This window comes from Bacillus sp. 205(2023) (assembly GCF_037027485.1).
In the GTDB taxonomy this organism is placed as follows: Bacteria; Bacillota; Bacilli; order Bacillales; family Bacillaceae; genus Bacillus; species Bacillus halotolerans.
Map to the genome: position 1 here is coordinate 1 of NZ_JAXCHF010000057.1, position 208 is coordinate 208.

General features: G+C 39.4%; 1 rRNA gene. It reads left to right on the forward strand.

What is annotated here, in order from left to right:
- Nucleotides 1–52, forward strand: a 16S ribosomal RNA gene (locus WA325_RS21540); the annotation flags it as partial.
- Nucleotides 53–208 lie beyond the last annotated feature (156 nt).

Consider the following 208-nt stretch of genomic DNA (forward strand, 5'->3'; position numbering starts at 1 on the left):
GAAGTCGTAACAAGGTAGCCGTATCGGAAGGTGCGGCTGGATCACCTCCTTTCTAAGGATATTTACGGAATATAAGACCTCGGGTCTTATAAACAGAACGTTCCCTGTCTTGTTTAGTTTTGAAGGATCATTCCTTCGAAACGTGTTCTTTGAAAACTAGATAACAGTAGACATCACATTCAATTAGTAACACAAGATATCACATAGT